General features: G+C 70.4%; 23 protein-coding genes. 14 read left to right on the top strand and 9 right to left on the bottom strand.

All coding sequences use genetic code 11. The features are described from left to right. Positions 1 to 8 precede the first annotated feature (8 nt). Positions 9 to 863 (bottom strand): formyltetrahydrofolate deformylase, encoded by an 855-nt coding sequence (gene purU, locus I8E28_RS01300; protein ID WP_200786047.1) that lies wholly within the window; start codon positions 861 to 863, stop codon positions 9 to 11. An 89-nt stretch (positions 864 to 952) separates the two neighbouring features. Between purU and I8E28_RS01295 the strand changes: the two genes are divergently transcribed. The 3 genes from I8E28_RS01295 to I8E28_RS01285 all read left to right on the top strand — a co-directional run bounded on the left by I8E28_RS01295 (position 953) and on the right by I8E28_RS01285 (position 4,107). After that, positions 953 to 1,651, top strand: a complete 699-nt coding sequence (locus I8E28_RS01295; protein ID WP_200786046.1) for a DUF4197 domain-containing protein — start codon at positions 953 to 955, stop codon at positions 1,649 to 1,651. Positions 1,652 to 1,720: 69 nt separating this feature from the next. Further along, positions 1,721 to 3,055 (top strand): omega-aminotransferase AptA, encoded by a 1,335-nt coding sequence (aptA, locus tag I8E28_RS01290; RefSeq protein WP_200786045.1) that lies wholly within the window; start codon positions 1,721 to 1,723, stop codon positions 3,053 to 3,055. After that, positions 3,052 to 4,107: an AbrB family transcriptional regulator gene (locus I8E28_RS01285; protein ID WP_200790174.1), complete on the top strand. Its 1,056-nt coding sequence runs from the start codon at positions 3,052 to 3,054 to the stop codon at positions 4,105 to 4,107. The genes aptA and I8E28_RS01285 overlap by 4 nt, the downstream gene beginning before the upstream one ends. 19 nt (positions 4,108 to 4,126) lie before the next feature. On the opposite strand, the gene I8E28_RS01280 is transcribed toward I8E28_RS01285, so the two are convergent. The 3 genes from I8E28_RS01280 to I8E28_RS01270 form a co-directional block, all read right to left on the bottom strand. Then, positions 4,127 to 4,399, bottom strand: coding sequence for a BTH_I0359 family protein (locus tag I8E28_RS01280; protein WP_200786044.1), 273 nt, complete (start codon positions 4,397 to 4,399; stop codon positions 4,127 to 4,129). A 102-nt stretch (positions 4,400 to 4,501) separates the two neighbouring features. Further along, positions 4,502 to 5,422: a DUF3108 domain-containing protein gene (locus I8E28_RS01275; RefSeq protein WP_200786043.1), complete on the bottom strand. Its 921-nt coding sequence runs from the start codon at positions 5,420 to 5,422 to the stop codon at positions 4,502 to 4,504. Then, positions 5,419 to 6,195: an IclR family transcriptional regulator gene (locus I8E28_RS01270; protein WP_200786042.1), complete on the bottom strand. Its 777-nt coding sequence runs from the start codon at positions 6,193 to 6,195 to the stop codon at positions 5,419 to 5,421. The genes I8E28_RS01275 and I8E28_RS01270 overlap by 4 nt, the downstream gene beginning before the upstream one ends. 97 nt (positions 6,196 to 6,292) lie before the next feature. Between I8E28_RS01270 and I8E28_RS01265 the strand changes: the two genes are divergently transcribed. Together I8E28_RS01265 and I8E28_RS01260 are read left to right on the top strand one after the other, a co-directional pair. Then, positions 6,293 to 7,306 (top strand): fumarylacetoacetate hydrolase family protein, encoded by a 1,014-nt coding sequence (locus I8E28_RS01265; RefSeq protein ID WP_200786041.1) that lies wholly within the window; start codon positions 6,293 to 6,295, stop codon positions 7,304 to 7,306. A 58-nt stretch (positions 7,307 to 7,364) separates the two neighbouring features. After that, a complete protein-coding gene (locus I8E28_RS01260; protein WP_200786040.1) occupies positions 7,365 to 7,640 on the top strand; it encodes a hypothetical protein in 276 nt (91 codons plus the stop codon). A gap of 13 nt (positions 7,641 to 7,653) precedes the next feature. Here I8E28_RS01260 and otsA read toward each other — a convergent pair whose 3' ends face one another. The 3 genes from otsA to otsB are packed head-to-tail and all read right to left on the bottom strand — an operon-like array spanning position 7,654 to position 11,616. Then, complete coding sequence (gene otsA, locus I8E28_RS01255; protein WP_200786039.1) at positions 7,654 to 9,063, bottom strand: alpha,alpha-trehalose-phosphate synthase (UDP-forming); 1,410 nt, start codon at positions 9,061 to 9,063, stop codon at positions 7,654 to 7,656. 10 nt (positions 9,064 to 9,073) lie between these two features. Then, positions 9,074 to 10,870, bottom strand: a complete 1,797-nt coding sequence (locus I8E28_RS01250; protein ID WP_200786038.1) for a glycoside hydrolase family 15 protein — start codon at positions 10,868 to 10,870, stop codon at positions 9,074 to 9,076. After that, entirely contained in the window at positions 10,867 to 11,616 is a 750-nt protein-coding gene (gene otsB / locus I8E28_RS01245; protein ID WP_200786037.1) for a trehalose-phosphatase, read from the bottom strand. Before otsB ends, I8E28_RS01250 begins: the two co-directional genes overlap by 4 nt. 127 nt (positions 11,617 to 11,743) lie before the next feature. On the opposite strand from otsB, the gene I8E28_RS01240 reads away from it, so the two are divergent. From I8E28_RS01240 to I8E28_RS01225, 4 genes are read left to right on the top strand one after another with little or no spacing between them, the layout of a single operon-like run. Next, positions 11,744 to 12,571 (top strand): enoyl-CoA hydratase/isomerase family protein, encoded by an 828-nt coding sequence (locus I8E28_RS01240; protein WP_200786036.1) that lies wholly within the window; start codon positions 11,744 to 11,746, stop codon positions 12,569 to 12,571. A 34-nt stretch (positions 12,572 to 12,605) separates the two neighbouring features. Beyond that, positions 12,606 to 13,100, top strand: a complete 495-nt coding sequence (locus I8E28_RS01235) for a copper chaperone PCu(A)C (protein ID WP_200786035.1) — start codon at positions 12,606 to 12,608, stop codon at positions 13,098 to 13,100. 56 nt (positions 13,101 to 13,156) lie between these two features. Beyond that, entirely contained in the window at positions 13,157 to 13,822 is a 666-nt protein-coding gene (locus I8E28_RS01230) for a PhaM family polyhydroxyalkanoate granule multifunctional regulatory protein (protein WP_200786034.1), read from the top strand. A 10-nt stretch (positions 13,823 to 13,832) separates the two neighbouring features. Continuing rightward, a complete protein-coding gene (locus I8E28_RS01225; protein WP_200786033.1) occupies positions 13,833 to 15,116 on the top strand; it encodes an FIST N-terminal domain-containing protein in 1,284 nt (427 codons plus the stop codon). Here the strand turns inward: I8E28_RS01225 and I8E28_RS01220 are convergent. Next, positions 15,079 to 15,828 (bottom strand): helix-turn-helix domain-containing protein, encoded by a 750-nt coding sequence (locus I8E28_RS01220; protein ID WP_200786032.1) that lies wholly within the window; start codon positions 15,826 to 15,828, stop codon positions 15,079 to 15,081. The two genes, I8E28_RS01225 and I8E28_RS01220, sit on opposite strands and share 38 nt — an antisense overlap. 112 nt (positions 15,829 to 15,940) lie before the next feature. Here I8E28_RS01220 and I8E28_RS01215 point away from each other — a divergent pair, with 112 nt between their 5' ends. From I8E28_RS01215 to I8E28_RS01195, 5 genes are all read left to right on the top strand, one after another. Further along, positions 15,941 to 16,723, top strand: coding sequence for a hypothetical protein (locus tag I8E28_RS01215; protein WP_239027160.1), 783 nt, complete (start codon positions 15,941 to 15,943; stop codon positions 16,721 to 16,723). 13 nt (positions 16,724 to 16,736) lie between these two features. Further along, positions 16,737 to 18,671, top strand: a complete 1,935-nt coding sequence (locus I8E28_RS01210) for an MFS transporter (RefSeq protein ID WP_200786031.1) — start codon at positions 16,737 to 16,739, stop codon at positions 18,669 to 18,671. Between the two features lie 128 nt (positions 18,672 to 18,799). Further along, positions 18,800 to 19,246 carry a hypothetical protein gene (locus tag I8E28_RS01205; RefSeq protein ID WP_200786030.1) on the top strand — a complete coding sequence of 149 codons (447 nt, stop codon included), beginning with the start codon at positions 18,800 to 18,802 and terminating at the stop codon, positions 19,244 to 19,246. Between the two features lies 1 nt (position 19,247). Then, positions 19,248 to 20,060: a DUF2145 domain-containing protein gene (locus tag I8E28_RS01200; RefSeq protein WP_420850197.1), complete on the top strand. Its 813-nt coding sequence runs from the start codon at positions 19,248 to 19,250 to the stop codon at positions 20,058 to 20,060. 18 nt (positions 20,061 to 20,078) lie between these two features. Beyond that, entirely contained in the window at positions 20,079 to 21,149 is a 1,071-nt protein-coding gene (locus I8E28_RS01195) for a serine endopeptidase (protein ID WP_200786029.1), read from the top strand. Here I8E28_RS01195 and I8E28_RS01190 read toward each other — a convergent pair whose 3' ends face one another. Next, positions 21,150 to 21,644 (bottom strand): hypothetical protein, encoded by a 495-nt coding sequence (locus I8E28_RS01190; protein ID WP_200786028.1) that lies wholly within the window; start codon positions 21,642 to 21,644, stop codon positions 21,150 to 21,152. Position 21,645: the final 1 nt, after the last annotated feature.

The following is a 21,645-nucleotide window of genomic DNA, read 5'->3' as shown; positions in this document are numbered from 1 at the left end:
GCGGCGCGTCAGCGGAAGATGACGGTGCGGTGCCCGTTCAGCAGCACGCGGTGCTCGCTGTGCCACTTCACGGCGCGCGCGAGCACCTGGCTCTCGGTGTCGCGGCCGACTGCAGTCAGGTGCTCGACGGTGTGCGCGTGGTCCACGCGCGCGACGTCCTGCTCGATGATCGGGCCCTCGTCGAGGTCGGCCGTCACGTAGTGCGCCGTCGCGCCGATCAGCTTCACGCCGCGGTCGTGCGCCTGGTAGTACGGCTTGGCTCCCTTGAAGCTGGGCAGGAAGCTGTGGTGGATGTTGATCGCGCGGCCCGACAGCTTGCGGCACAGGTCGTCCGACAGGATTTGCATGTAGCGTGCCAGCACGACGAGTTCGGCGCGCTCCGACTCGATGATCTCGAACTGCCGCGCCTCGACCTTGGCCTTGGCCTTGGTGTCGGCGGTGACCGGCGTGTGGTGGAACGGCACGTTGTAGCTGGCCGCGAGCTGGTAGAAGTCGCGGTGGTTCGACACGATCGCCGCGATGTCCACCGGCAGCAGGCCGCTCTTCCAGCGGAACAGCAGGTCGTTCAGGCAGTGGCCTTCGCGGCTGACGAAGATCACGGTGCGCATCGGCTTGGACGACGCGTGCAGCTTCCACTGCATGCCGTAGGGCTCGGCGAACTGCGCCAAGTGCGCACGCAGGTCCTCGCCGGTCAGCGCGCCGCAGGCGAAGCGCACGCGCATGAAGAACAGGCCCGTGCCGTGGTCGTTGTACTGCGCCGCCTCCTCGATGTTGCCGCCGCGCTCCAGCAGGAAGCCCGAGACGGCGTGCACGATGCCCGGCTTGTCCGGGCAGGAAAGGGTGAGGATGTAGGCGTCGGACATGGGATGGCCATTGTCGCAGGGGGCGCTCCCGATTGCTGGGCTCGGGCGGGAAGGGCATCATGCGTTGTCCCCCATTCGATGCCGCCGCCATGCAACGCCGCTCCTTCGCCATCGCGCTGGCCACCACGCCGGTCCTCGTGCTGCCGCCAGCTTTCGTCCACGCGCAGGCGCTGGCTTCGCTCACCGACGCCGACGCGACCAAGGGCCTGAAGACCGCGCTGGAGCTCGGCGCCACCACCGCGGTCAAGCTGCTGGGCAAACAGGACGGCTTCTGGGCCAACCCCAAGGTGCGCATCCCGCTGCCCGACGCGTTGCAGCAGGCGTCCAAGCTGCTCAAGGCGATGGGCAGGAAGCAGCAGGTCCAGGACCTCGAGCTCGCGATCAACCGCGCCGCCGAGAACGCGGTGCCGCTGGCGAAGAACCTGCTCGTCAACGCGGTGAAGACGATGAGCGTGACCGACGCCAAGAACATCCTGACCGGCGGCGAGACCTCGGTGACCACCTTCTTCGCCGACCGGACGCGCTCGCCGCTCACGACGCAGTTCCTGCCGGTGGTGAAGCAGGCGACCTCGAAGGTCGGGCTTGCCGCCAAGTACGACCAGCTCGCGGGCCAGGCCGCGGGCATCGGCCTGCTCAGGAAGGAAGACGCGAGCATCGACCAGTACGTCACGCGCAAGGCGCTGGACGGCCTCTACCTGGTGATCGGCGACGAGGAGAAGAAGATCCGCCGCGACCCGGTGGGCACCGGCAGCGCCATCCTGGAGAAGGTGTTCGGCGCCATCCGCTGAAGAACCCCCCGCACGCACGTGGCGCCGGCAACGGCGCCACAATGTCCCGATCCGCATCCAGGAGCTGACATGGCCTACAACGACTTCAACATGGAGAACCAGTGGCTGCCGTTCACGCCGAACCGCGCCTTCCGCAAGGAACCGCGCGTGTTCGTGAAGGCCGACGGCATGGAGTTCACGACGCACGACGGCCGCAAGGTCATCGACGGCATCTCCAGCCTGTGGTGCGTGGGTGCGGGCCACAACCGCAAGCCGATCAACGACGCGATCAAGGAGCAGCTGGACACGCTGGACTACGCCACCGCGTTCCAGATCTCCAACGACAAGGCGTTCAAGGCCGCCGAGATGATCGCGGCGATGGCGCCCGGCGACCTGGACAAGGTGCTGTTCTGCAACTCGGGCAGCGAAGCCGCGGACACCTCGATGAAGGTGGCGCTCGCGTACCACCGCGCCCGTGGCGAAGGGCACCGCAACCTGTTCATCGGCCGCGAGAAGGGCTACCACGGCGTCGGCTTCGGCGGCATGAGCGTGGGCGGCATTCCCGCCAACCGCAAGGTGTTCGGCACCTCGCTGCTGCCGCGCGTGGACCACATGCGGTTCATCCACGACCCGGTGAACCATGCGTACATCCACAACGAGGAACCGGTGTGGAAGGAGGATCCGCTGCTCGAGCTGGAGCAGCGCATCCTGCCGCTGCACGACCCGAGCAACGTGGCGGCGATCATCGTGGAGCCGATCGCGGGCTCGGCCGGCTGGTACATCCCGCCCAAGGGCTACCTGAAGCGCCTGCGCGAGATCTGCGACAAGCACGGCATCCTGCTGATCTTCGACGAGGTCATCACCGGCTTCGGCCGCATGGGCACCAACTTCGCCGCCGACTACTTCGGCGTCGTGCCCGACATGCTGAACTTCGCCAAGTGCGTCACCAATGGCGTGATCCCGCTGGGCGGCGTCATCTGCAGCCAGAAGATCTATGACGCGATGATGAAGACCGACGCGCCCGAGCACGTCGTCGAGTTCTTCCACGGCTACACCTATTCCGGCCACCCGGTCGCGTGCGCCGCCGCGGTCGCGACGCTGAACCTGTTCCAGCAGGAGGCGCTGTTCCAGCGCGCCGGCGAGATGGGCAAGGTGCTGGGCGACGCGTTCCATTCGACGTTCAAGGGCTTGCCCAACGTCATCGGCATCCGCAGCCTGGGGCATGCGGCCGCGGTGGAACTGGCGCCGATCGCCGGTGCTCCCGGCAAACGCGCGTACGAAATCTTCCTCGAGTGCTTCCGCAACGGCTCGCTGGTCCGTCCCGCCGGTGACGTGCTGGTGATCGCGCCGCCGTACATCGTCGAGAAGTCGCACATCGACACGCTGGTCAACACGCTCGCGGACGCGATCCGCAAGCACGCCTGACCCCATCGCTTCCGGTCCGCACGGCCGGCACGCTCGCGCTGGCGTTCGGCGCGTCCGTGCTGTGCCTGTGGCTGCGCACGCCGCTGCCGTGGGTGCTCGGGCCGCTGGTGGCCACCGCGGTTGTCTCGGTGCTCGGCGCGCCCACCGCCAGCTGGACACCGCTCCGCAATGCGGGGCAGTGGGTGATCGGGGCCGTGCTCGGGCTCTACTTCACGCCGCAAGTGACGGCGCTGGTCGGCCGCCTGTGGTGGGCGGTGCTGCTGAGCATCGCGTGGAGCCTGGTGCTCGGCTGGCTGTTCGGCCGCTGGCTCGGGCACGCCGTGCGGGGGCGGCTCGAAGGCACGCCGCAGCAGCAACGCGCAACCAGCTACTTCGCCGGCGCCATCGGCGGAGCCTCGGAGATGACGCTGCTGGCGGAACGCGCAGGCGCGCGGACCGACCTCGTCGCTGCAGCGCACAGCCTGCGGCTGCTGATCGTGACGATCACCATCCCCGTCGCGCTGGCCTGGAGCGGCCTGCATGGGCTCGACCCGACGCAACCGGGCGCACGCGTGGTCGATCCGGGCGGCCTGGCGCTGCTCGCGCTGGCCACGGGTGCGGGCTGCTGGTTACTCGCGCGGACCGGCCGCGCCAATCCCTGGTTCATCGGCGCCCTGCTGGTCGCGATGGGACTGACGATGGCGGACGTCACGTTGTCGGCGGTTCCGCAGTCGCTGACCAATGCGGCGCAGCTGGTCATCGGCGTGTCGCTGGGCGTGCGCTTCCGGCGCGAGTTCGTGCACACGGCACCGCTGTGGCTGCTGGCCGTCGCGGCCGGCACGGTCGTGATGCTGGTGGTGTGCGCGCTGTTCGGCGCCGGCCTGGGCTGGCTGGCGGGGCTGCATCCCGCGACGATGGTGCTGGGCACCTCGCCCGGCGGCATCGCCGAGATGGCCATCACGGCGAAGGTGCTCCAACTGGGAGTGCCGGTGGTGACCGCGTTCCAGGTCTGCCGGCTGGTGGCGGTGCTGGTCCTGCTGGAGCCGCTGCACCGCCACGGCTGGCTGCGGTGACCCGCAGCAGCCGGGCTCGTCAGTGCATGACGAGCGGGTTCTGTGCGAGCTCGGCGTAGCCGTCGAGCGTTTCCTCGACCTCTTCCTGCGTGGGCGTGTTCAGTTGCCAGGCGTTGATCTGGCGCTGGAAGGCCTCGGCCCAGCTGCCGTCGAGGTACACCTCCTTGTTGGTGCGCTTGTCGACGATCTCGAAGCCGTGGCGCGGGAACCCGGGCGTGGGCTCACCTTCGGGGGGCTCGTTCGCCAGCATGTGCACGACGACGAACGCGTCGGAGTCATAGAGCATTTGCATGGTGTGGTCCTTGCCGGGTCAGATATCAACGCTTGCCGCGGTTTCAAGACGACCGCACTGGGCACTGATCTCCATGGCCCACAGGGTAGGCCACCCCCTTGCTCAGCCTTTGTCGGTTCCCGACCATTGCAAGTCCAGCCAATCCCCGTTGGGGGGTGTCAGACGCAGGCGCACCGGGCCGTAGTCGGGTGCAAGCCACACTTCCATGCGCAGGTCGTACTCGCGGGCCGGGGAGCGGGTGAGCTTGAGTGCACGCACCGGCCCGGCCGGCAGGTCGATGGCTTCCCAGCGCTCGACGACGAAGCGCCACGGCTCGGCGACCCGCGTGCCCGCCACCTGCACGTCGATCGCCGCGCCGGGCGCCATGCGCGAAGGCTCGGCGCGCGCGAGCGCGAGCAGTTGCAGCAGCACGCTGACGCGATCCTGCGCGCCCGCCAGCAGCGCGACCGGTGGCTGGTTGGCGCTGAACAGCACCTGCCCCGCGTCGCGCTCGAAGTGCGTCGCCTGCTCGCCGCGTTGACGATCGGAGAACCGCCGCGGCCGCAGTCCTTCGCCGTCGGCGAACTCGCCGGTGCTGCGCTGTTCGCGCCGCGGCAGGCCGGCCACGTCGATGCCGAGCACCGCGTCGTACGTGCCGCCCACGGGCTTCCAGTCGAGGGATGCCGTGCCTTCGAGCAGAACACCGCGATGCAGGGTCAGAGCGACGTAGCGCCAGCGTGCCGCTGCCGGTGCGGTGAGCATCGAAGGCGCGATGACGAGTTCCGGCTGCGTGGCCGCCGTGCGTGGCGTGCCTGGCTGCGCAACGGTGGGCCGGCGCGCCGGCGGCGGGGGAGTCAGCGGCACCGGATCGGCTGTCGCCATCGGCGGCAGCGCGAGCTGCACGCGGACCATCGGCGCCGGTGGCTCGACGTGCGACCACGACAGCGGCGGTGGCGCCACGCGCAGCAGCAACAGGTGCGCGGCCAGCACCGCGAGTGCCAGCACGGCCAGCGGCCGCACGGGCGCCTCGCGATGCGGGTTCATCCGCGCCAGCCCAGGTCGCTGGACAGCTTCGCGGCCGCGTCGCGAAGCGGCTTGTGCACCGGCCCGTCCCAGGCCGGGTCGAAGGTGCCGTGCGGACCCAGGGCGACCAGGCCCACGGCCATGTGGCCGTCGGCGTCGAACACAGGCAGGCAGAAGGCGACGATGCCGGGCAGCAGCACGTCGACCACACGTGCCGCCCCGCGCGCACGGACCTCATCGAGCAACGCGCGCACGGCGGTCATCGAGGTGGGCACGTCCTTGCGCGCTTGCCGCTGCGCACGTGCGATTTCGTCGCGCAGCAGTGGTGCGATCGCCTCGCGCGACGCGTACGCGGCAAAGCACCGGCCGGTCGCCGACGACAGCAGCGGCATCACGTCCCCGAGCCGCAGGTTCACCGTCACCGCCGACGGCGACTCTTCCCAGTGCACGATGGTCGGCCCGTGGTTGCCCCACACGGCGAGCGCCACCGTGTGGCCGATGCGCTCGACCAGTTGCGAGGCGCGCTCGCGCGCGAGGCGCACGGCGTCCAGGCGCGACAGCGACGCGAGCCCGAGCTTGAGCGCGGCGGGCCCGAGGTCGTAGCGCGTGCTGGCCGGGTCCTGCACCACGAGCTGCAGGCGCTGGAAGCTCACGAGATAGCGGTGCGCCTTGGCGGCGCTCATGCCGGCGGCGGCGGCGAGGTCGCGCAACATCAGCGGACCTGCGGCCTGGCCGAGCGCGTCGAGCAGCGCGAACCCCACCTCGACGGACTGGATGCCGGCGCGTTCCTTCATCGCGCGGGGCCGGTAGAATTTCGGTTAGGTAAATTCATTTCACCATGCGTAATGCGGCGCGACTCTAGCGCACGCGGCGCGGCGAAGGCAAACCCCGATGAAGCTGGCAACGTACAAGGATGGATCGCGCGACGGTCAACTGGTGGTGGTCTCGCGTGACCTGGCCTCGGCCCATTATGCGACCGGCATCGCGGCCAGGCTCCAGCAGGCGCTGGACGACTGGGGCTTCATGTCCCCCCAGTTGCAGGACCTCTACGACACCTTGAACAACGGCAAGGCGCGGCATGCGTTCCCCTTCGAGCCGCAGCGCTGCATGGCGCCGCTGCCGCGCGCGTACCAGTGGGCCGACGGCTCGGCGTACATCAACCACGTGGAGCTGGTGCGCCGGGCGCGCAACGCCGAAGTGCCCGAGACCTACTACACCGACCCGCTGATGTACCAGGGCGGCAGCGACGACTTCCTCGGCCCCTGCGACGACGTGATCGTGGGCAGCGAAGAGTGGGGGATCGACTTCGAGGCCGAGCTCGCGGTGGTCACCGGCGACGTGCCGATGGGCGCCGGCCCCGAGCAGGCGCTCGAAGGCATCCGGCTGCTGATGCTGGCCAACGACGTGAGCCTGCGCAACCTGATCCCGGCCGAACTGGCCAAGGGGTTCGGCTTCTTCCAGAGCAAGCCCGCGACCGCGTTCGGCCCGGTGGCGGTGACGCCCGACGAACTGGGCGACGCGTGGCAGGGCGGGCGCGTGCACCTGACGGTCACGTCGACGTGGAACGGCCGCAAGGTCGGCATGTGCGATGCCGGTCCCGACATGACCTTCCACTTCGGCCAGCTGATCGCGCACATCTGCAAGACGCGCAACGCGCGCGCCGGCAGCATCGTCGGCTCGGGCACCATCAGCAACAAGGGCGTCGAGAAGGACGGCCGCATGGACTGGCCCAAGGGCTACAGCTGCATCGCCGAGAAGCGCGCCATCGAAACCATCCAGGACGGCAAGCCGTCGACGGCCTTCATGAAGTTCGGCGACACCATCCGCATCGAGATGAAGGGCAAGGACGGCCAGTCGGTGTTCGGCGCCATCGAGCAGAAGATCAGCCCGTTGCACGCCGGGTGAGTCGCGGGCGCCACGGCGCCTCTTTCCGGCCCGCCAGCCCAGCCGTAAGATGGCCGGCATGCACCGCATCACCGGTCCGTACCGCGGGTACTTCGTGGCGGCCTACACCGTGAAGGCCAAGGGCGGCTTCGTCGGCTACGGCAAGGCCTGCGTGACGCGCCCCAGCGCCGCCTGGCGCGTGAAGGGCGCCGCCGGGGTGGCGAGCAGCCTCTATCCGAACGAGTTGCAGGCCCTGGTAGCGGCGGAGCACAAGGTGCGGCTCGAGATCGACCAGCTGCCTCCCAGCTGGGAGCCGTTCACCGCCCCCGACCAGCTGGTCGACTCGACCCGCTAGCCTTGCGTGCGGCTCACAGCCGCAGCCAGGGCGTCCCGCTCTCTTCCGCTTCGGCCTGCCCGAGCAGGTGCAGGTAGCTGTCGCACCACCAGTGCACGTCGGCCTTGCGGATGGTCGCCAGCAAGGCCTGGTGGCGCTGCTGGCGCTCTTCGAGCGGCATCTCCAGCGCGACGTGGATCGCTTCGGCGGTTCCGGCCGTGTCGTACGGATTGACCAGCAGCGCTTCCTTCAGTTGCTCCGCCGCGCCGGCGAAGCGCGAGAGGACCAGCACGCCGGGGTCGTCCGGGTCCTGCGCGGCGATGTATTCCTTCGCGACCAGGTTCATGCCGTCGCGCAGCGGCGTGACCAGCGCGACGCGGCTCGCGCGGTACAGGCCCGGCAAGCGGGCCCGCGCGACGGTGCGGTGCATGTAGCGCACGGGCATCCAGTCCAGCTCGCCGTAGTTGCCGTTGATCGAGCCGCACAGGCTCTCGAGCTCGTGCAGGATGTCCGTGTAGGCGCTGACGTCCTCGCGGCTGGGCGACGCGATCTGGATCAGCGTCGCGCTCTTGCGCGACTCGGGGTACTTGGCCAGCAGCTCGCGGAATGCGCGCAGCCGCTGCGGCAAGCCCTTGGAGTAGTCGAGCCGGTCCACGCCCACCAGCAGCTTGCGGCGCGAATACTCGCGCCGCATGCGCTCGAACATGTCCATCGACTCGGCACCGGCGGCGAGCGACTCGAATTCCTTGACGTCGATGCCGATCGGGAACGCGCCGGCCTGCAGCGTGCGGTTGAAGACGCGCCAGCGCCCCTCGCCCAGGTCCTGCGCGTGCGCTTCGTCCTGGATGTAGCGGGTGAAGTTGTCCAGGTCGGCCCGGCTCTGGAACCCGACCAGGTCGTACGAGCAGAGGCCCTTCATCAGCCAGTCGTGGCCGGGGATGGCCGCGAAGATCAGCGGCGGCGGCAGCGGGATGTGCAGGAAGAAGCCGATGCGCTGCTGGCAGCCCAGCGCCCGCAGTTCCGCCGCGAGCGGAATCAGGTGGTAGTCCTGCACCCAGACGATGTCGTCGGGGCGCAGCAACTCCATCAGCTTGCGCGCGAAGGTCTGGTTAACGCGCCGGTAGCCTTCGATGTAGCCGGCGTCGAAATCGGCCAGGTCCAGCCGGTAGTGCAGCACCGGCCACAGCACGCCGTTGGAATAGCCGACGTAGTACGCCTCGTAGTCCTCGCGCGTGAGGTCCATGGTGGCCAGCGTCACCGGACCGGCCTGCTGCTTGTGCACCGGCAGGTCGGTGCCCACGGGCTCGTCGACCAGCTTGCCGCTCCAGCCGAACCACAGGCCGCCGCTGTTGTTCAGGACCTCGCCGAGCGCCACCGCCAGCCCGCCGGCCGCGGTCTTGCGCGGATCGGCGATGCGGTTGGAGACGACGACCAGTCGCGACACGCGGGGCTCCTCAGATCACCGTGTCCCACGGCGCCGACAGGCGCACGGCGGCGTTGATCAGGCCCACCATCGAGTACGTCTGCGGGAAGTTGCCCCACATCTCGCCGGTGGTCTCGTGCGTGTCCTCGGACAGCAGCCCCAGCGGGTTGCGGCACTTGAGCATCACCTCGAAGATCTCGCGCGCCTGCTGCTTGCGCCCGATGCGCGCCAGCGCGTCGATGCGCCAGAAGGTGCAGATGTTGAACGCGACCTCCGGCTTGCCGAAGTCGTCGGCCGCTTCATAACGGCGCATGTACGGGCCGTTGCACAGCGACTTTTCCAGCGCGTCCACGGTCTTGACGAAGCGCGGGTCCTTCGGGTCGATCATGTTGACCTCGGCCATCAGCAGCGCGCTGGCGTCCAGGTCGCGGCCGCCGAAACTCTCCGCGAACGCCTGCCGTTCCTCGCTCCACGATTCCTTCAGGATGCGCTCGCGGATCTCGGTGGCGCGCTCGGCCCAGTACGCGGACCGGTCCTTCAGCGCCAGCGTCGCCGCGATCTTGGCCAGCCGGTCGCAGGCCGCCCACGACATCAGCGCCGACGACGTGTGGATGCGCGAGCGGGTGCGCAGCTCCCACATGCCGGCGTCGGGCTGCGTGTAGACCTTGTAGGCCTGCTCGCCGACCGCCTCGAGCGATGCGAACTCGGTGCGACCCGCGCGCTTGAGCAGGCGGTGGTCGTGGAACGCCTGCGCCGCGCCCAGGATGATGTTGCCGTACACGTCGTGCTGGAAGTGCTCGGCGGCCTGGTTGCCCACGCGCACCGGCCCCATGCCGCGGTAGCCGGGCAGGTGCTCAAGGATGCTCTCGGGCAGGGTCTCCTCCTGGCCGACGCCGTACAGCGGCTGGATATGGCCGCCGCGCGACCGCACGACGACGTTGTTCAGCCAGCGCAGGTACTCCTCCATCGTCGCGACTTCGGAGATGCTGTTCAGCGCGCGCACGACGAAGAACGCGTCCCGCAGCCAGCAGTAGCGGTAGTCCCAGTTCCGGCCGCTGTGGGCGGACTCGGGAACGCTGGTCGTCATCGCGGCGACGATGGCGCCCGTGTCCTCGAACAGCGACATCTTCAGCGTGATCGCCGCGCGGATCACCGCGTCCTGCCACTCCAGCGGCAGCGCGAGCGCGCGCGACCAGTTGCGCCAGTAGTTGGCCGTGTCCTGTTCGAAGCTGCGCGCCGTGTCCTCGATGCCGCCGGTTAGCGTCTCGTCCGGGCCCATGATGAAGTTGAGCGGCCGGTCGACGACGAAGAAGGTCTCGGACAGGATGTAGTCGATCGGCGCGTCGGTGTTGACGCGGATCGTCTGCGCGGCCCCGACGTAGCGGATGTGCGTGCTGCCGCGGGTGACGCGCGGCTCGTCGCGGCCCCAGTCGAAGCGCGGCCGCAGCACCACGCGCATGCGCGGCGTGCCGCCCAGCACCTTCACGCGCCGGATCAGCGTCAGCGGGCGGAAGGTGCGGCCACGGCTCCAGAAGCGCGGCGCGAAGTCGGTGATCTCGATGCCCTGCCCCTGCCGGTCGTACAGGCGGGTGTGCAGGATCGCGGTGTTCGGCTCGTAGTGGTGCTCGCTGCGCGCGAAGTCCTCCAGCTCGAAGGCCCACAGCGCGCCCTTCTCGGTCGGGTCGAGCAGCGAGTTGAACACCGGGTCGCCGTCGAAGCGCGGCAGGCAGCACCAGATGATGCTGCCGCGTTCGTCGACGAGCGCGCTGTAGGCGCAATTGCCGATCACGCCCAGGTTGAGGTTGGGGACGGAGGTGTTGGCTTTCATTGTTCCGCAGGGGTGGCGGCGACCTTGGTGGCGACCGCGCGTTCGAATTCGAGGCGCAGCGCGCCGGGATCGGCCAGCCGTTGCCAGGCCGCCGACGGGCCTTCGCCCACCTTGACGCCCAGGCCGCCCAGGCGTTGCACGGCCTCGAAGCCGGCTTCGTCGGTCACGTCGTCGCCGACGAACACCGGCGTGCGGCCGGCAAAGGGTGGCTCGCGCAGGAAGGCTTCGATGGCGGCGCCCTTGCTGGCGCCGCACGGTTTCGCTTCGACGACCATCTTGCCGCGCAGCAGCGCCAGGCCTTCCGAGCGGTCGACCGCAGCGGCCATGGCGTCGATGCACTCGCGCTCCAGCTCGGGCGCCCGCCGGTAGTGCAGGGCGACGGACGTGCCCTTCTCCTCGACGAGCAGGCGGGCGTCGCGCGCCCGCAGCGCGAGCGCAGCGCGCGTGACTTCCTCCAGCGACGCGGGCTCCACGCGGTCGAGCGCGCCGGACGCGTCGCGCCGCTCGGCGCCGTGCACGCCGGCCACCGGCAACTGCAAGGGAGCGAGGTAGGTGTCGAGCTCGCGGATCGACCGGCCGCTGACCACCGCGACGGCACCGCCCAGGTACGTCTGCAGCGCGGAGAGCGTCGGTACCAGGCTGCAGGGGACGACGATCGCGCCTGGCTCGGGAGCGATGTCCACCAGCGTGCCGTCGAAGTCCAGGAACAGCGCGCAGGCCGGACTCAGGATCTCCACGAAATTCATGGGGCGTGACGCTAACACCGTCTCAGCTCCACAGCAGCGCCCGGCGGGCATGAGGGGTCGTAGGAGGCGTCCTACTGTCGGGGAAGTGCCACCGCCGCCGGGGACAATCGCGCCAAGGAGACGACCCATGGACTATTCCCGCTACCGCACGCTCGCCATCACCCGGCGCGGCCCCGACGACAGCGTGCTGGACATCCAGATGCGCGCCGCCAACGGCAAGCTGCCCACGGCCGGCCACGACGGCCACCGCGAGCTGGCGGAGATCTGGCGCGACGTCGCCGCCGACCCCGGCGTGCGTTGCGCGGTGCTGCGGGGCGAAGGCATGGGCTTTTCGGGTGGCGGTGACCTGTCGCTGGTGCAGGACATGGCGCAGGACTTCGCGGTGCGCACCCGCGTGTGGCAGGAGGCGCGGGACCTGGTCTACAACGTGATCAACTGCGACAAGCCGATCGTCAGCGCGCTGCACGGGCCGGCGGTCGGCGCCGGCCTGGTGGCGGGCCTGCTGGCCGACATACCGATCGCGGCCAGGGACGCGCGCATCGTCGACGGCCACACGCGCCTGGGCGTCGCGGCCGGCGACCACGCCGCGATCGTGTGGCCGCTGCTGTGCGGCATGGCCAAGGCCAAGTACCACCTCCTGCTCTGCGAACCGGTCAGCGGCGAGGAAGCCGAGCGCATCGGGCTGGTGGCGCTCGCGGTCGACGGCGACCAGCTGCTGCCCAAGGCCTACGAGATCGCCGATCGTCTGGCGCAAGGCAGCCAGACCGCGATCCGCTGGACCAAGTACTCCCTGAACAACTGGCTGCGGCAGGCGGGTCCTGCGTTCGACACCTCGCTCGCGCTGGAATTCATGGGCTTCGCGGGGCCGGACGTGCGCGAGGGCGTGGCCTCGCTGCGCGAACGCCGCGCCCCGCAATTCCCCGCCGACGACGCGGCGGCAGGCCGGCACGGATAATCGGCGCATCGCGGCATCAGCCGCCGAGCCTGCCATGTCCCCCCTGCTTCCCCGCGCCGCCGCAGCGCTGCTGCTGGCCGCCGCCTCCACCATCGCCGCCGCGCAAACGACTCCCGTGTCCGTCGACGGCGCCTGGGCGCGCGCGAGCGTGCCGGGCCAGCGCTCCAGCGGCGTGTTCATGACGATCACGAGCAGTGAGCCGCTCCGGCTGGTCGGCGTCGCGTCGCCGGTGGCGCGCGTGGCCGAGGTGCACGAGATGAAGATGGAAGGCGACGTCATGCGCATGCGCGCGCTGGACGCGCTGGACATCCCGGCGAAGCGGCCGGTGCAGCTCAAGCCCGGTGGCTACCACGTCATGCTGCAGGAGCTGAAGGCGCCGCTGCAGCCCGACACCTCGATCCCGGTGACGCTCACGTTCAAGACCGCCAAGGGCGAGCAGCGCCAGCTCGCGCTGCAGGTGCCGGTCTCGGCCGCGGCGCCGAAGGGCGTCAACGCGGCCGCGTCGGCCGGTTCGCACTCCAGGCACTGACGCGCCCCGGGCCCGCGCAGGCCTGCTAAGCTGGTTCCATCACCCGGAGGCAGCGCATGAGCGACCCATCCACCGCCGGCTTCGGCAAGTTCGTTCCCGGCTTCGATTTCCTGCAGAACATCGCCAAGGGGGCGTCGCAGGCGATCCCGCAGCTGCCCAACCTGTCGAACTGGGTCGCGCCCACGCTCAACGTCGAGGAACTCGAAAAGCGCATCGAGGAACTGAAGGCGGTGCACTTCTGGCTGGACCAGAACTCGAAGGCGCTGGCCGCCACCGTCCAGGCGCTCGAGGTGCAGAAGATGACCCTCGCGACGCTCCAGGGCATGAACTTCAACATGGGCGACGTCGCCAACGCGCTCAAGCTCAAGGCCGCCGACACGATGGCCGGCGGCGTGCAGAAGGCGGCGCAGGCGGCTTCGGACGTGGCCGGTGCGGCGAAGAAGGCGACCGGCAAGGGCGGCAAGGCCGCCGCGCCGATGGTCGATCCGCTGCAATGGTGGGGCGCGCTCACACAGCAGTTCCAGCAGATCGCGACCGACGCCATGAAGGACGTCGCGCGCACCACCGCCGTCGATACGGCGAAGCACATGGCCACCGGCGCCGCGCGAGAAGCGATGAAGGGCGCCGGCAACGCGGCCAAGGCCGCGACCAAGCGATCGAGCGCCAAGCCGGCGCGCAAGGCACCGGCCAAGCGCGGCGCGGCCCGCAAGACGGGCCGCTGAAGGATTCCCCGTGAAGTTGTTCCCGTTCGCGCACGCGACGCACCCGGACTGGTCGATGGCGGCCGGCCTGGTGCTGGCGCAGCTGCGCGCCCAGATGGCGCTGCGCGACTACGCCGCCAATCCCACGCTGGGCCTGTTGTACATCACCGACCACTACGCGGTCCACGCGCAGGACATCCTCGAGCACGTCAGCGCCGAGCTGCCGGAGATCACCGACTGGTCCGGCACCGTCGGCGTCGGCATCGCGTCCAACAACGTCGAGTACTTCGACGAGCCGGCGCTGGCGGTCATGCTCTGCGCCGTGCCACCGCACCAGTACCGCGTGTTCTCCGGTGTCGCGCCGCTGGGCGTGGGCGAAGGCATGGGGTTCCAGCCGCACACGGCGCTGGTGCATGCGGATCCGACGACGCCCGACGTCGGCGAGCTGGTCGACGAACTCGCATCGCGCACCGCCACCGGCTACCTGTTCGGCGGCCTGGCCGCCAGCCGCGCCGACACCGTGCAGTTCGCCATCAGCGGCAACGGCAACATCAAGGGCCACGGCAAGGCCAGCGGCGTGTTCCGCGGCGGCCTGTCCGGCGTGGCGTTCGGCGAGGACGTCCCGGTGGTGTCGCGCGTGACGCAGGGCTGCCAGCCGCTGGGCGAGCAGCGCACGGTGACGAAGGCCGAAGGCAACGTGCTGCTGGAGATCGACGGCCGCCCCGCGCTGGACGTGCTGCTGGAGGACGCCGGCATCTCGCTGGACAAGCCCAAGGAGGCGATGCAGCTGCTGCGCGCCACGCTGGTCGGCCTCACCGCGCCCGGCGCCGAGGCGGTGGTCGAACGCGCGCGCATCTTCGGCAGCGACGTCGTCGTGCGCCACATCATCGGGCTGGACCCCGCGCGGCATGGCGTCGCGGTGGCGTCGCAGGTGCAGGAAGGCACGCGCATGGCTTTCTGCCGCCGCAATGCGCAGGCGGCCAAGGCCGACCTGGTGCGCATCTGCGCGGAGATCCGCGAGGAACTCGAACCCGAGGAGCTCGAGGTGCACGTCGCCAGCGCGCTGGCCGCGCCCGAGGCGCAGGCCGGCCCCCATGTGGCACGCGGCATCGCCGGCGCGATCTACGTCAGCTGCGCCGGCCGCGGCGGCCCGCACTTCGGCAGCCCGAGCGCGGAACTGCAGATCGTGCGTCGCGCGCTGGGTGACGTGCCGCTGGTGGGCTTCTTCGCCGGTGGCGAGATCGCGCGCCACCACGTGTACGGCTACACCGGCGTGCTCACCGTGTTCCTGGAGTCCCCCGCCGCAGGCGGGTGAAGGCCTCGAACTCCCACTCGCGCATCGCCAGCAGCAGCGTGTAGCCCTCGCGCGCCGTCTCGGGCAGCTTCTGGTCGGCCTGGTGCTGCTGTGCGAAGTCCTGCGCCAGCCGCTGCAGCCGGTCCACGAACGACGGCGCGATCGCCTTGCTGACCGAACCGTGCACCAGCAGCAGGCTTTCGGCGCCGCGGTCGAAGCCGCCCGCGAAGTAGTCGTGCACGACCTGGTCGCGGAAGTAGTTCATCACCGGGCCGTGCGGCCGCCAGCGGAACGTCTTCGCCAGCTTGAGCCGGTAGCGGTTCATGGGCCGCAGCTCGATGATCCCGATGCGATCCAGCTGCGCGAAGTACTTGATGCACTCCGCTTCGCTCAACCGGTAGGTCGCCGTGACCTGCTCCAGCGTCCACAGGCTCAGGACGCTGATCGCGACCAGCAGCAGCTTCTTGTCGGCGACCACCGCGCGCTCCTGGTCCTGCGTCAGCTCGGTCATGAGCGGCTGCGCATCGGCGACGCGCCGCGCGAGCTCGGCGAAATCGAGCTTGAGCGCGCGGCAGATCGCGTCCACGCGCGACAGCGGCATGTCGCCCTTCGCCAGCATGCGCTTGACGCTCGACTCCGCCATGCCCAGGCGCTTGGCGAGCAGCGCGTAGGTGAGCCCGGCGGCCTTGAGTTCCTTCTTGAGGGCGAGGACGAGATCGGCGCTGGTGCTCATGCCGGTATCGTCATCCGATACTCATGGGGCCGTCAAGGGCGTCGGTGGCTGAATTTTCGAGACTGCGCGGGAGCGCCTGCGCAGACTGGCGTCCTCTTCGCAGGAGGATTCCATGCCGATCGACCGTCCCATGCCGCGCGAGTGGCGCCTGCTGCTGGCGGTGCTCGCCCTCGCGGCGCTGGCCCTTGCCGGCCCCAGCGTCGCGCAGGTGGCGCAGTACCACCAGTTCGCCGACCAGGGCCTCTGGCACGGCGTGCCGCATCCGGGCGATGTGCTGTCGAACCTCGCGTTCGCCGCCGTCGGCCTGTCGTGCGGCCTGGCGCTGCTGCGTGCGTGGGGAGTGCTCGCGAGCGCCGAGCGCGCATTGCTGGCGCTCACCGCTTGCGGGCTGGTCACGACCTGCCTTGCTTCCGGCTGGTACCACCTGGCACCGGACGACGTGCGCGTGGCCGTCGACCGCGCCGGGATGGTGCTCGCCTTCGCCGGCGTGCTCGGCCTGGCGGGGTGCCGCGTGAGCAGCCGCGCGGGCCTGGCGCTCGCGACGCTCATCATCTTCACGGGGCCGGCGGCGATCGCGTCCTGGCTTGCTACGGGGGACTTGTGGCCGTGGGCCGTCGTGCAAGGCGGCGGTGCGGTGTTGCTGCTCGCCTTGGCCGCCACGCAGCATCCCGCGGCATTGCCAGTGCGCTGGGCCTGGGTGGTGGCGGCGTACGCGCTCGCCAAGCTGTTCGAAGTGGCCGACCACGAGGTGTGGACGCTGACCGGCGGCCTCGTGTCGGGCCATTCGCTCAAGCACCTCGTCGCCGCCTGGGCGGTGCTGCCCGTGACTTTCGCCGTCGCGCGCCTCGTGCCCGCACGGCAGAATGCCGCCAAGCTGCCGGCCCGTGCAGCGTGAGGAGGGGACCGACATGACCACCATCGCTGCTTCCGGGGCCGCCGACGCCGGCGCGCCCGCGCACCCGAACCAGTTCGCGCTGCTGGGCCAGCGCCGCTTCGCGCCGTTCTTCTGGACCCAGTTCGCCGGCGCGGGCAACGACAACCTGTTCAAGTTCGCGTTCACCGTGATGGTGACCTACCAGCTGCAGGTGGCCTGGTTGCCGCCGGCGATGGCCGGCCTGGTGATCGGCGCGCTGTTCATCCTGCCCTTCCTGCTGTTCTCGGCCACCAGCGGCCAGCTCGCGGACAAGTACGACAAGCGGGCGCTGATCCGGATGGTGAAGTGGCTCGAGGTCGGGATCATGGTGTTGGCCGCCTTCGGCTTCTTCGCCGCGAACGTCGTGGTGCTGCTCGCGTGCACCTTCCTCATGGGCCTGCACTCGACGCTGTTCGGTCCGGTGAAGTTCGCCTACCTGCCGCAGCACCTGGACGAGCGCGAGCTCACGGGCGGCAACGGCATGGTGGAGATGGGCACCTTCGTCGCCATCCTGCTGGGCAACGTCGCGGGCGGGCTGCTGATCGCGATGCCGGACGTCGGCGCGCACTGGGTCGGCGCGTCGTGCATCGCGGTCGCGTTGCTCGGGAGGCTGACCGCGCAGTTCATCCCGGCGTCGCCGTCGACCGACCCGCAGCTGCAGATCAACTGGAACCCGTTCACGGAGACGTGGCGCAACCTGAAGCTCGCGCGCGAGAACGTGGTGGTGTTCCGGTCGCTGCTGGGCATCAGCTGGATGTGGTTCTTCGGCGCCGTGTTCCTCAGCCAGTTTCCCAGCTTCGCCAAGGAGGTGCTGCACGGCAACGAGCAGGTCGCGTCGCTGCTGCTCGTGGTGTTCTCGGTGGGCATCGGCACCGGCTCGCTGCTGTGCGAGGTGCTGTCGCGCCGCCACGTGGAAATCGGCCTGGTGCCGCTGGGCGCCATCGGCATGACGGTGTTCGCGGTCGACCTGTACTTCGCCTCGCGCGGCCTGCCGCCCACGGGCGTGCAGACCTTGGGCGCATTCGCCGCGCAGCCCGCGCACTGGCGCGTGATGGCGGACCTGGCGCTGCTGTCGCTGTTCGCCGGCCTGTACAGCGTGCCGATGTACGCGCTGATCCAGCTGCGCTCGCAGCCGACGCACCGCGCGCGGATCATCGCGGCCAACAACATCCTCAACGCGCTGTTCATGATCGCCAGCTCGGTGCTGGCGGGCCTGCTGCTCAAGGCCGGCTGCGACGTGCCGCAGATCTTCCTGCTCACCGGCATTGCCAACGCGGTGGTGGCGCTGTACATCTTCCTGCTCGTGCCCGAGTACCTGCTGCGCTTCGTGGCCTGGGTGCTGTCGCACGTGGTCTACCGCTTCCGCATCCGTGGCGAGCAGCACATCCCGCTGGAGGGTCCTGCGCTGCTGGCGTGCAACCACGTGAGCTTCGTCGACGCGGTGCTGCTGATGGCGGCCAGCCCGCGGCCGATCGTGTTCGTGATGGACCACCGCATCTTCCGCACCCCGGTCCTCGGCTGGTTGTTCCGCCTGGCCAAGGCCATCCCGGTGGCACCGCAGAAGGACGACCCGGCGGTGTACGAAGCCGCGTTCGAGCGCGCTGCGCAGGTGCTGCGTGACGGCGACCTGCTGCTGATCTTCCCGGAGGGCGCCATCACGCGCGACGGGGAGTTGCAGGAGTTCAAGGGCGGCATCGCCAAGATCCTCGAGCGCGCGAGCGCCGACGGCATCGACCCGCCGGTGGTGCCGATGGCGCTGACCAACCTGTGGGGCTCGTTCTTCAGCCGCGTCGAGGGACGCGCGATGGCCAAGCCGTTCCGGCGCGGCTTCTGGAGCCGCGTGGGGCTCGAGGTGGGCGAACCGATGCCCGCAAACGCCGCGCAACCGGCGGCATTGCGCGAGCGGGTCGCGGCGCTGCTGGCCCGCTGAATATCGCCATCCGATACCGGCGAGTGCGCCGCTGGCCACTCGGCATCCTTTCCTGCTGCTTGTCGCCCCGCCGCGGGCAGAGTGCGACCCCGCCGGTGCCCGAGCCGCGCCGGCTTCAAGGAGACCACGTGAACCGAACCCGTTTGCTGTCCACCCTGGCCTTGGCCGCCGCGCTGGCCTGCACGTCCGCCCCGGCGCTCGCCGACCCGGCATCCAACGCGTCCACCGCTGCCAGCGCGATCTCGCTGCTGCCGGTGGCTTCCGTCGTGCTCGGCACCAGCGTCGCCGTCGAAGGCGCCAAGGCCGTGCAACCCTCGCTGGCGGCCGCCGGCCGCTTCGTCGTGCGCGGCGTGGAAGCCAGCGGGCGCGGAACGGTGCTGGTGCTGGAAGGCGTGTCGGACGGTGCGCGCGCGAGCGTGCACGTGGCCGGCCACGTCTCCGTCGCCGTCGGCAGCGCGGTGACCACCGCGGCGCTTGCCTCGGGCACGGTGCTGTCGGTGGCCGGCCAGGCGATCGCGTTCATCCCGAACGAGGTCGGCCGCACGCTTCTCTACAACCAGGTCGTGGTGCGCTGACGTGAAGACGCTGCGAAGCCTCCTCGTGGCCGTCGCCATCGCGGCGACGGTGGTGCCTGCGGCGTACGCCGGCCGCTCGTGCGAAGAGCGCCCGCTCGGCGTCGAGCAGATCCGCCTGGGCCTCGACATGGCGATGCGCGTGCGGCAGGAACTGGAAGCGGCCTACGCGCGCGACGGCACCGAAGTCGTGGTGCTCGCGCGTGCCGGCCAGGACCTGTCCAGGTACGGCCTGCGCTATTCGCACCTGGGCCTGGCCTACCGCGACGCCGCGGCCGGCGAGGGCGTGTGGCGCGTCGCGCACAAGCTCAATGCCTGCGGCACCGCCGAAGCAGCGGTCTACCGCCAGGGGCTGGGCGAGTTCTTCCTCGACGACCTGTGGCGCCAGCAAGCCGCGTGGAGCGTGCTGGACGCGGCGCTGCAGAAGCGCCTGCTGCCGGTGCTGCGCAGCGACGAGGCGCTCGCGCGGCTGCACACCCGCGCGTACAGCATCGTGAGCTACCCATGGGCGACGCGCTACCAGCAGTCGAACCAGTGGGCGATCGAGACGATGGCGCTGGCGCAGGACTTCCCGGTCGCGACGCGCATGCAGGCGCAGGCGTGGCTGCAGCTGCGCGGCTACGAGCCGACGGTCCTGCAGCTCGGCCCGCTCACGCGGCTGGGCGGCCGGATCTCGGCCGCGAACGTCGCGTTCGACGACCACCCGAACGAGAAGCGGTTCTCGGACCGCATCGAGACGGTGACGGCGGATTCGGTGTTCGCGTGGCTGGAACGCTCGCGGCTGGGTGCGCGGCCGGTGACCGTGGGACTCGACTGAAACGAAAAGGAGACGGCGATGGGCAAGGGAATGCGACTGTCGGAGCGCTGGTTCCGGCGCGGGCTGTGGCTGGTGGCCCTGGTGTTCGCCGGCTTCCTGGTCGGGCTGGGCAATGCGCTCGTGGGCGACCTGCCGAAGGTGGAGCGCACGCAGGTGCTGGACGACTTCCTCGACCGCCCGCGGGCGGAGCAGCTGCGGGCCCAGGTGCGCACCTCGCAGCGTGCGCAGCAGGACGCGCAGTCCGCGCTCGAGCAATCGCGGCTGCAGCTGCAGGTCGCGCGCAACGACGTGGGCGCCGCGCGCGAGACCTTCGGCCACTGGCTGGCCACGCGCCGCGCGACCCAGCAGGCCGCTCAGGATCCGGAACTGGTCGAGCGCACGCGGCAACTCGACGCGCTGCGGCAGGCCGAGCGGCAGGCGCAAGGGGCGGTCGAGCGCCAGGAGCAACTGCAGCTCGATGCGCGGCAGGCGTCGACGCGGGCGCAGCGCGAGTTGGCACAACTGGAAGAGGAGGCGCGCAAGGCGTGGGCCGCCGAGCAGCGCCGGGTCGAACTGCGAGTGTTCCTCTACCGCCTCGCGCTGACGCTGCCGCCGCTGGCGGTCGCCGGGTGGCTGTTCCGGCGCCACCGCAACGGGACCTGGTGGCCGTTCGCGTGGGGCTTCATCCTCTTCGCGCTGTTCACGTTCTTCGTCGAACTGGTGCCCTACCTTCCCAGCTACGGCGGCTACGTGCGCTACGCCGTCGGCATCGCCGTCACCGTGTTCGCCGGGCGGCAGGCGATCCGCGCCTACGAGCGGTACCGCGACCGCATGCGCGAGGCCGAATCGCGGCCGGAGGAGGAACGGCGCGAGGAGGTGCCGTACGACACGGCACTGGCGCGGATGGCCAAGGGCGCGTGCCCGGGTTGCGAGCGCGCAGTCGACCTCCAGGCGCCGGGGCAGGACTTCTGCCCGCACTGCGGCATCGGGCTGTTCGACCGCTGCGGGCACTGCGCGACGCGCAAGAACGCATTCGCGCGCTACTGCGTGGCGTGCGGCACCGCCGCACGCGGCGAGCCCGTGCCGCCGGCGATCGCCGCGCCGGCTTGATCAGCGCCGCGCCGCGGACCAGCGGCGCTGGAGCCGCCGGCGCAGCACGCGGCCCTGCCGCCATGGCCACGACGCGCGCACGGGCGCGAGCAGCGCCTCCTTCCAGCGCACCCAGCCGTCGTGCAGGCGCGCGAACCACGCGAGTCGCAGCAGCGCCGGGCGGGTGAGCGTGTACAGGCGGGCGACGATCGCCGTGCCGGCCAGCTTGGCGCCGATGATCACGGCCGTGCCCAGCGCCACGTGGCCGGCTGCGATCAAGCCGACCGCGGCCAGCTTGACCGGCAGCAGTAGCAAGGTGGGGACGGCGAAGATCGCGAGTGCGGCGTAGGGCGGCAGGCGTTCGATGCGTTCGCCCAGCCAGCGCAGGTGCAGCCGCAGCGCGAGCCGTCCCAGGGCCCGCTGCAGCGGGTCCCAGCCCCACTCCTCGAACAGGACCAGCAGCGCCAGCGGCCACGCCAGCAAGCGGCCGAGCATCCTGAGCAGCACACGCGCCATC

The organism is Ramlibacter algicola (assembly GCF_016641735.1).
GTDB lineage: Bacteria > Pseudomonadota > Gammaproteobacteria > Burkholderiales > Burkholderiaceae_C > Ramlibacter > Ramlibacter algicola.
Note: the sequence above shows the minus strand (reverse complement) of the source record. Positions and strands in the feature narration are given on the sequence as shown.

Coding starts and splice junctions, on each gene's coding strand:
- purU (WP_200786047.1), bottom strand. CDS start 863: ATGTCCGACGCCTACATCCTCACCCTTTCCTGCCCGGACAAGCCGGGC.
- I8E28_RS01295 (WP_200786046.1), top strand. CDS start 953: ATGCAACGCCGCTCCTTCGCCATCGCGCTGGCCACCACGCCGGTCCTC.
- aptA (WP_200786045.1), top strand. CDS start 1,721: ATGGCCTACAACGACTTCAACATGGAGAACCAGTGGCTGCCGTTCACG.
- I8E28_RS01280 (WP_200786044.1), bottom strand. CDS start 4,399: ATGCAAATGCTCTATGACTCCGACGCGTTCGTCGTCGTGCACATGCTG.
- I8E28_RS01275 (WP_200786043.1), bottom strand. CDS start 5,422: ATGAACCCGCATCGCGAGGCGCCCGTGCGGCCGCTGGCCGTGCTGGCA.
- I8E28_RS01270 (WP_200786042.1), bottom strand. CDS start 6,195: ATGAAGGAACGCGCCGGCATCCAGTCCGTCGAGGTGGGGTTCGCGCTG.
- I8E28_RS01265 (WP_200786041.1), top strand. CDS start 6,293: ATGAAGCTGGCAACGTACAAGGATGGATCGCGCGACGGTCAACTGGTG.
- I8E28_RS01260 (WP_200786040.1), top strand. CDS start 7,365: ATGCACCGCATCACCGGTCCGTACCGCGGGTACTTCGTGGCGGCCTAC.
- I8E28_RS01250 (WP_200786038.1), bottom strand. CDS start 10,870: ATGAAAGCCAACACCTCCGTCCCCAACCTCAACCTGGGCGTGATCGGC.
- otsB (WP_200786037.1), bottom strand. CDS start 11,616: ATGAATTTCGTGGAGATCCTGAGTCCGGCCTGCGCGCTGTTCCTGGAC.
- I8E28_RS01240 (WP_200786036.1), top strand. CDS start 11,744: ATGGACTATTCCCGCTACCGCACGCTCGCCATCACCCGGCGCGGCCCC.
- I8E28_RS01235 (WP_200786035.1), top strand. CDS start 12,606: ATGTCCCCCCTGCTTCCCCGCGCCGCCGCAGCGCTGCTGCTGGCCGCC.
- I8E28_RS01230 (WP_200786034.1), top strand. CDS start 13,157: ATGAGCGACCCATCCACCGCCGGCTTCGGCAAGTTCGTTCCCGGCTTC.
- I8E28_RS01220 (WP_200786032.1), bottom strand. CDS start 15,828: ATGAGCACCAGCGCCGATCTCGTCCTCGCCCTCAAGAAGGAACTCAAG.
- I8E28_RS01215 (WP_239027160.1), top strand. CDS start 15,941: ATGCCGATCGACCGTCCCATGCCGCGCGAGTGGCGCCTGCTGCTGGCG.
- I8E28_RS01210 (WP_200786031.1), top strand. CDS start 16,737: ATGACCACCATCGCTGCTTCCGGGGCCGCCGACGCCGGCGCGCCCGCG.
- I8E28_RS01195 (WP_200786029.1), top strand. CDS start 20,079: ATGGGCAAGGGAATGCGACTGTCGGAGCGCTGGTTCCGGCGCGGGCTG.
- I8E28_RS01190 (WP_200786028.1), bottom strand. CDS start 21,644: ATGGCGCGTGTGCTGCTCAGGATGCTCGGCCGCTTGCTGGCGTGGCCG.